4 protein-coding genes and 2 pseudogenes are annotated in these 7,220 nt (G+C 61.1%); 3 read left to right on the top strand and 3 right to left on the bottom strand.

The genetic code is table 11. From position 1 onward, the window contains the following. Nucleotides 1-509: 509 nt before the first annotated feature. Nucleotides 510-3,530 carry a PAS domain-containing protein gene (locus AC0QTX_RS27015; protein ID WP_474606880.1) on the top strand — a complete coding sequence of 1,007 codons (3,021 nt, stop codon included), beginning with the start codon at nucleotides 510-512 and terminating at the stop codon, nucleotides 3,528-3,530. A 303-nt stretch (nucleotides 3,531-3,833) separates the two neighbouring features. Next, nucleotides 3,834-4,466 carry a tyrosine-type recombinase/integrase gene (locus AC0QTX_RS27010; protein WP_474606879.1) on the top strand — a complete coding sequence of 211 codons (633 nt, stop codon included), beginning with the start codon at nucleotides 3,834-3,836 and terminating at the stop codon, nucleotides 4,464-4,466. 201 nt (nucleotides 4,467-4,667) lie between these two features. Here AC0QTX_RS27010 and AC0QTX_RS27005 read toward each other — a convergent pair. After that, nucleotides 4,668-4,988, bottom strand: a pseudogene (locus tag AC0QTX_RS27005) (SDR family oxidoreductase). Nucleotides 4,989-5,014: 26 nt separating this feature from the next. Next, complete coding sequence (locus AC0QTX_RS27000; protein WP_474606878.1) at nucleotides 5,015-5,470, bottom strand: BLUF domain-containing protein; 456 nt, start codon at nucleotides 5,468-5,470, stop codon at nucleotides 5,015-5,017. A gap of 166 nt (nucleotides 5,471-5,636) precedes the next feature. Here AC0QTX_RS27000 and AC0QTX_RS26995 point away from each other — a divergent pair, with 166 nt between their 5' ends. Then, entirely contained in the window at nucleotides 5,637-6,083 is a 447-nt protein-coding gene (locus AC0QTX_RS26995) for a PAS domain-containing protein (protein WP_474606877.1), read from the top strand. A 367-nt stretch (nucleotides 6,084-6,450) separates the two neighbouring features. Here AC0QTX_RS26995 and AC0QTX_RS26990 read toward each other — a convergent pair. Continuing rightward, a pseudogene (locus AC0QTX_RS26990) lies at nucleotides 6,451-7,187 on the bottom strand (TIM-barrel domain-containing protein). Nucleotides 7,188-7,220 lie beyond the last annotated feature (33 nt).

Genomic DNA, 7,220 nt, shown 5'->3' with positions numbered 1-7,220 from the left:
GTACGGGGCTGAAGGTGTGCGCGAGGACTTGCGTACTCAGCCCGTCATCGCGAAGCCCTTCCCGCAGTCACAACTCCGAAAGGCACTGACTAAGGCGGTTACAGGATAACGCTCAGCCCAAGCTATTCTCTCAGGCGCTATCTACGCCAACAGCCCGGAAGGTTGCGACCGGTGCTCACTGGTCCTTTGCATCACTTTGACGCTCTTGAGAAAGCTTTGCAGATCGTGGGTCAAAGGAGAAAAGAACGGGATTGCCACGATCCCGGGCAGGCTCTAGGTACTCACGCGCTCTGCCATGCGGGCAGAGGCATCTCTGATGCGTACGCCCTCGATGGATGTTCAACCCGGTGGGTTGGAGTGCCTGCGCGTCTAGGATGTGAACGGGAAAGCAACCATGGCGCTCGGCGGAGGGGCGCCGGTCTTGGCTGGTAACCAGGGGGCATGAGGCGTGAAGTTCCTGAGCAGTAGCGCCCCTTGGGGTGAGGCCCATCACGCCGGAGCGCTGCGCGATGCACGGCAAGGCTGATCTCACGGCTCCTCTGGCGTTCCTCGCCGGCGGCGGGCACATGGGAGCGATGGTCCGCGCCCACGACTGGTCGGCTACGCCGCTTGGCCTGCCCAGTGCTTGGTCGCAGACGCTCAGGACGCTGGTCAGCGTGATGCTTGGCTCCTCCCAGCCGATGTTCATCGCTTGGGGACCTGAGCGCATCCTGCTCTACAACGATGCTTATGCCGAGATCCTAGCCAGCAAGCATCCAGGTGCGCTCGGTCGCGACTTCCTGAAAGTCTGGTCCGAGATCCGTGATGATCTCAGACCCATCGTTGAGCAGGCCTATGCCGGCCACCCAGTTCACATGGACGACATCACCCTGTTCATGATGCGGCGGGGCTTCCGGGAGGAGACCCACTTCGCCTTCTCCTACACGCCGGTTCGGGATGAGACCGGCGAGGTCGCCGGTTTCTTCTGCCCCTGCATCGAGACCACGGCCCAGGTCATGGCCGAACGCCGGCAGGCTGCCGAGAAGGAACGGCAGCAGCGCCTGTTCGAGCAGGCGCCAGGCTTCATCACCGTCCTGACGGGGCCCAACCATGTCTTCGAGTTCGCCAACCAAGCCTATACCCGGCTGTTCGGGGATCGCGATTACGTCGGCAAAACCGTTCGCCAAGCGTTCCCGGAACTGGAGGGTCAAGGTTTTTACGAGTGGCTTGATCAGGTCTATGCTACCGGAGAGCGGTTCGTCGCCAACCATCTGCCGATCCGACTGCAAGCCTCGCCGGGCGCTCCCGCACAGGAGCTCTTCCTCGACTTCATCTACGAGCCCATCCGGGATGAGGCTGGGGCCGTCATCGGCATCTTCTGCGAGGGCCATGACGTTACTGAGACCCACATGGCACAGCGGGCGCTCGCCAGGGAGAAGGAGCGCCTGGAGATCCTCAACCGCACCGGTTCGCAGCTTGCCTCCGAGCTCGACCTCGACACATTGGTCCAGGCCGCGACTGACGCCGGTGTAGCTCTGACGGGCGCACAGTTCGGTGCCTTCTTCTACAATGTTCTGAATGAGCGTGGCGAAAGCTACATGCTCTACTCCCTCTCGGGCGTGCCGCGCGAGGCCTTCTCCAGGTACCCGATGCCGCGCAACACGGCCGTGTTCCACCCGACCTTCGCCGGGGAAGGTGTGGTGCGTTCGGACGACATTCTAAAGGACCCGCGCTACGGCAAGAACGAGCCTCACTATGGCATGCCGAAAGACCACCTCCCGGTGAGGAGCTATCTGGCAGTGCCGGTGGTGTCGCGATCCGGCGAAGTTCTGGGCGGACTTTTCTTCGGCCATGAGGCACCTGGGGTCTTCACGGACGAGCACGAGACCCTGCTGACCGGCATCGCAGGCCAGGCGGCGACTGCCATCGACAATGCTCGCCTGTTCCAGGCTGCGCAGTATGAGCTTGCCGAGCGCAGACGGGCCGAGGAGGCGCTGAGGGACCTCAACCATACGCTGGAAGCTCGCGTGGCTGAGCGCACGGCCGAACGTGACCGGGTCTGGAAGAACTCGCGCGACCTGCTCGTGGTCGTCGGTGCGGACGGAATCTTTCGAGCCGTGAACCCTGCCTGGACCGAGCTTCTCGGGCATGCACCGGACGAGGTCGTCGGGCGTTCGTTCCTGGACTTCATCTGGCCCGAAGACGCCACTCTCACCCAGAGCGGCCTTGACGACGCGGTGGCCAGCCGGGACCTGACGAACTTCGAGAACCGCTACACGCACCGGGACGGCACGCCACGCTGGATCTCCTGGCATACCTCGGTGGAAGGAGACCTCGTCTACGGCTATGGCCGCGATATCACGGCCGAGAAGCAGCAGGAAGAGGCGCTGCGGCAGACGGAAGAGGCCCTGCGGCAGGCGCAGAAAATGGAGGCGGTGGGCCAGCTCACCGGTGGCATTGCGCACGACTTCAACAACCTGCTCACCGGCATCGTGGGCTCGCTCGACCTGATGCAGATGCGGATCACCCAAGGTCGCACGGATGCCCTGGAGCGCCATGCCAAGGCGGCCATGAGCTCGGCCCAGCGTGCCGCCGCGCTGACCCACCGCCTGCTCGCCTTCGCGCGGCGCCAGCCACTCCAGCCCAAGACGGTGGAGGTCAACAAGCTCGTGGTCTCGATGGAGGATCTGCTCCGGCGCACCCTTGGCGAGGCCATCCAGATGGAGTTCGTCACGGCGGGTGGGCTCTGGCTGACACGCTGCGATCCCCATCAGCTTGAGAGCGCCATTCTCAACCTGGCCATCAACGCCCGCGATGCCATGCCGGACGGCGGCAGATTGATCATCGAGACGTCCAACACGCATCTCGACCGCGCCTACGCGGCACTGCACCCAGGAGTGCGCCCAGGCCAGTATATCTGCGTTGCGGTCACGGATACCGGCACCGGCATGCCGCCCGATGTGATTGAGCACGCGTTCGAGCCGTTCTTCACCACCAAGCCTCTTGGGAAGGGAACGGGGCTGGGCCTGTCGATGATCTACGGCTTTGCGCAGCAGTCAGAGGGTCATGCCCGGATCTATTCCGAGGTCGGCCACGGCACCACGATCAAGATCTATCTCCCGCGCTTCACCGGCACGGTTGAGGAGGTAATGGAAACAGGCGGGCTGATCGATGCCCACCGCGCTGCCGGGGAAACGGTACTCGTGGTGGAGGATGAGCCAGTAGTGCGTGATCTCATTGTCGAGGTTCTCAAGGACCTCGGCTATCGCGCCTTGGAGGCGACGGATGGCCCCTCTGGCCTCAAGATCCTCCATTCGCGCCAGCGCATTGATCTTCTGGTGACGGATGTCGGGCTGCCGGGGATGAACGGCCGCCAACTCGCTGACCAGGGCCGGGACCATCGTCCTGACCTCAAGGTGCTGTTCATTACTGGCTATGCGGAGAACGCGGCGGTGGCGAGCGGCTTCCTTGATCACGGCATGGAGATGATCACCAAGCCCTTTGCGGTTGAGGCCCTGGCCGCACGGATCCGCGACATGATCGAGCAGTGACCGATAGCACAGGCCGGAGGGCCGCCAGCGGCCTCCGCGTTCGACGGTGGCCAGCTCTGATGGCTGTGCGCTTGCGCATGATCCCCCACAGATTGTTCCACGCGGAGCTTAGACGCTTCACTTGGACTCAGTAATACTCAGGAAGGACCGCTTCGGGTCACGAGCAGGAGATCAGTGCAACGAATTGGACGTCCGGCTTACCTTAGTAAGCTGACGAGGGCTTTGGAAGGAATGCTCGGTCTGGGTTTCACCGACAGAACGGCCAAGGTTCATTGAGGGGGGCTTCGTTTTAGGAGCACTGCAATGCAGGACAGTATCGCCGAACATCCCTGCCGAACCATCACACCCTGGAACCGTGGTAAGCTGATTGGCCCCAAACCGCCTCTGAAGGCCATGGAAATCTGGTCCATTCGAGGCACGCTCCAAGTGGCGCATCGCATCCGGGACTTGGCCCTGTTCAATCTGGCGCTCGACAGCAAGCTGCGCGCCTGTGACCTGGTCGCGCTTCGGGTCGACGATGTGGCACTCAATGGGCGGGTGCGGTCCCGCGCGACCGTGATGCAGCGGAAGACTGGTCGCCCCGTTCAGTTCGAGATCACCGAGCAGACCCGCGAGGCTGTGGGGCGCTGGTTGGAGAAGAAGGACCTGCATAAGGGCGAGCCGCTGTTTCCGAGCCGGATCGATCGACAAAGGCCCATGACAACGCGCCAATACGCCCGGCTGCTGGCATCCTGGCTTCGCGCGATTGGACTCGATCCCCTCGCGTACGGCGCTCACTCCTTGTGGAGGACCAAGGCGTCAATGATCTACCGGAGAACAGGCAACCTCCGGGCCGTCCAGCTCCTGCTCGGGCACACGAAGATCGAGAGCACGGTTCGGTATCTTGGGATTGATGTCGACGATGCCCTTCTGATTGCGGAACAGGTTGAAATCTGACCGCCTGAGGCGGCTCGATGACGAGCCGCCTCAGAGCCTACTGCATGCGACAGAGCACGGTCCGAACCTGGGGCTTAAGCAGCCACGAGACAAACGACCGAGGCGTGCCACGAGCGGACCTACTAGGCATCCTAATGGCAGCATCCGTGCTGCGACTGCGAGCGATGGAATCATAGTTCCTTGTCACCCTGTTCGATCAGTTCAGATGGCCACCCTACCGATCGACCCACCGCCATCGACGAACAGGATCTGCCCGATGACATAACCGGCCTCTTCTGAGAGCAGGAAGTCAATGGCCTCGGCAATCTCTTCCGGCTTGCCGAGGCGCCGTACTAGAATGAGCGAAAGGAAACCCTACTCAGCCCCACTGTCGACGGGCGTGTTCTGACGGAACAACGCGGCTTCCACTAGGTCAGGTGCCGCCGCGTTGACGGTGATGCCGGCCTCGGCCAATTCCAGAGCCCAAGTACAGGTGAAGCTGTTGATCGCCGCCTTGCTGGACGCATAGGCGCTGCGCAACATGACAGCGTCTGCGCCGGAAATTATGTTCAGCTCGCCTGCTTATGAGCCGATCTGCGAGTGCGTTCGAACTCGTTGAGGTCAAGCGCCAAGGCGAACAGCTTTTCCCATTTCACTTTGGTCGGGTCGACAGGCCCGCCAAAACCATGGCTCAGATAGATTTCCTGGACATCGACAGACCGCATAACGCCTCCCATAGTCCACTCGGGGAAGGAGCGCTCTGCGACGTCACGCGTGTTCATGACAGTTGACATTCCGTGGCGAGCATCACGGGCGATTCTAGTGTACGTCTCTGAGACTTTCGCGCGATCACCCTCCAGGATCTGGACGAACCAGGACTTATCGAAGATCAGGTACCCGGTGATGCCATCACGGGCATTGTTTCGCTGAGACGTCGATAGGATCTCTCGCAGGCTATTGAGCTGAGCTCGGTCATCCCCGGGCATTTTGTTGCGGCTGCAGTAGATGAGTTGATGAACGATCATTGGGCAATCTCCCCTGCGGGTTTCTTCTACGGTGACGCATTCAGCCCCGAGACAGTTTAATGAACGGCTAATTTGAGGGTTGGCACACCCGATGGCGTGAGAGGCAAAAGAAAATCTTTATTAACACAATCTGAATTACAGCTCATTGCTGACCCAAGGTGCCTGCATGGATGTAGTAACTCTTATCCCCATTCTGGCGGATCAGTTTCCGATCCCAGTCGTAGTCACAGGGCCAGTTCTTGCTCGCCCTGGGCCGGTTATCAGCTACGTGAATACAGCCTTTGAGCAGATGGCGGGTTACTCGAAAGACGAGCTGATCGGCCAGTCCCCGAGGATCCTTCAAGGCCCGCGCACGTCACTGCACACCAAGCAAGTGATGATGCACACGCTCTTGCGAGGCCGGCGTTTTCATGGGTTCCTCACCAATTACCGCAAGGGGGGAGAGGAGTATGAGTGCGAGGTCGACGTCCGCCCGCTTCAAGACACCGCAGGACAGGTGGGTGCATTCATTGCCTTTGAGCGAGAGGTTGCTAGGCGTCGCGGGAGACCCCCAAGCCACAGCAGGTTCATAGCGCTCGACAATTTGGAAATCACCGGCCTCTTTGCAACCTAGATGTTCAGTCCCGGGATTTGATAAGCCGGTTCAGAGCTGGAGCATTTGAGCTTCGTGAGCTAGGTTTTGCCGATGAACTCGTATGAGGTGAGGCCCTTCAAGGTCTTGAGTCAGCCGGCAAAGTACTGGCCCTTACGAAGGCAGCAAGATGCTCCGGCAGGGAACTGCTGCTACAGCCCCTCGGATAGCGCGCTACAATGAATTGCGAGCCCGTTGGAACTCTAAGAGTCGGCTGTGGGTCAGCCTCGGAAATTCCCTCCACAGCAGGAGCGTCCGGTGTTCCCCACCTGAGCAGACCCAAGGTCTTCTTCCGAGATGTGCAAAGAGCTGCCCTTCGCAACGCTTCCGGTCAAGCATCTTAGGCCTGTTAAGCGAGAATGTGGACGCTCTTCAGCCCACGAATGATATCGTCCTGCGCCTCCGCTCCTTTGCGCAGGAACACCGCAGGCTTGCCTAAAGGCGCCGGCATCCGGTCCCATTCACCCGCCGTGCCTGCGTTGGCACCCGTCCAGAGGTCCACCCACTGCGTACCTTCCGGGAAGTACACCTCGACAGATGTGCCCCCTTGTCGACAACCGGGGCGACCATGAGGTCAGGACCAAGCAGGTACTGGTAGCGCAGCCCATAGGTGTTCCGGTCATCAGGGTAGTGAAGGAAGAGGTGGCGGGTCAGCGGATAGCCCTGCGCCGCTGCGGCTGCAACATGACGTTTACGATAGCTCGCCAGTCCTTTGTAGACTCTGGCAAAGCGCGCTGTGTGCGCCAGGAGTTCGGGACTTGTGTCAAACTGGGCCGAGATGGCCGGAACAAGGCCCTCATGGGTGCGTAAGACAGCCGTGAAGGCGTTCAACTCAGTCCACCACATCATGAGCTCCGGCGTGCGCGCGATGATCGGGATCTCCCGCCCGGCGACACCGAACTTGAACGCGCTGTAGCCGCCCGTATCGCTGTGGATCAGGCTTCCTCCCGAGATGCCGCCAGACAGCATGCCGACCACGGCGGACTTGATGCCATCATACTCGCTCCAGTTCTGGATCTGGTCACCGAGCCAGAAGAGCGTCGCCGCACCCGGGCTCTGGGTGAAGCCGGATCGGTCGAAGAACACAATGTCATCGCCCCGCCCCGCCTCCTCGATCGC

Source organism: Microvirga sp. jy35 (assembly GCF_056148915.1).
This window is presented reverse-complemented; position numbering and strand designations above follow the sequence as displayed.

Coding starts and splice junctions, on each gene's coding strand:
- AC0QTX_RS27015 (WP_474606880.1), top strand. CDS start 510: ATGCACGGCAAGGCTGATCTCACGGCTCCTCTGGCGTTCCTCGCCGGC.
- AC0QTX_RS27000 (WP_474606878.1), bottom strand. CDS start 5,470: ATGATCGTTCATCAACTCATCTACTGCAGCCGCAACAAAATGCCCGGG.
- AC0QTX_RS26995 (WP_474606877.1), top strand. CDS start 5,637: ATGGATGTAGTAACTCTTATCCCCATTCTGGCGGATCAGTTTCCGATC.
- AC0QTX_RS27010 (WP_474606879.1), top strand. CDS start 3,834: ATGCAGGACAGTATCGCCGAACATCCCTGCCGAACCATCACACCCTGG.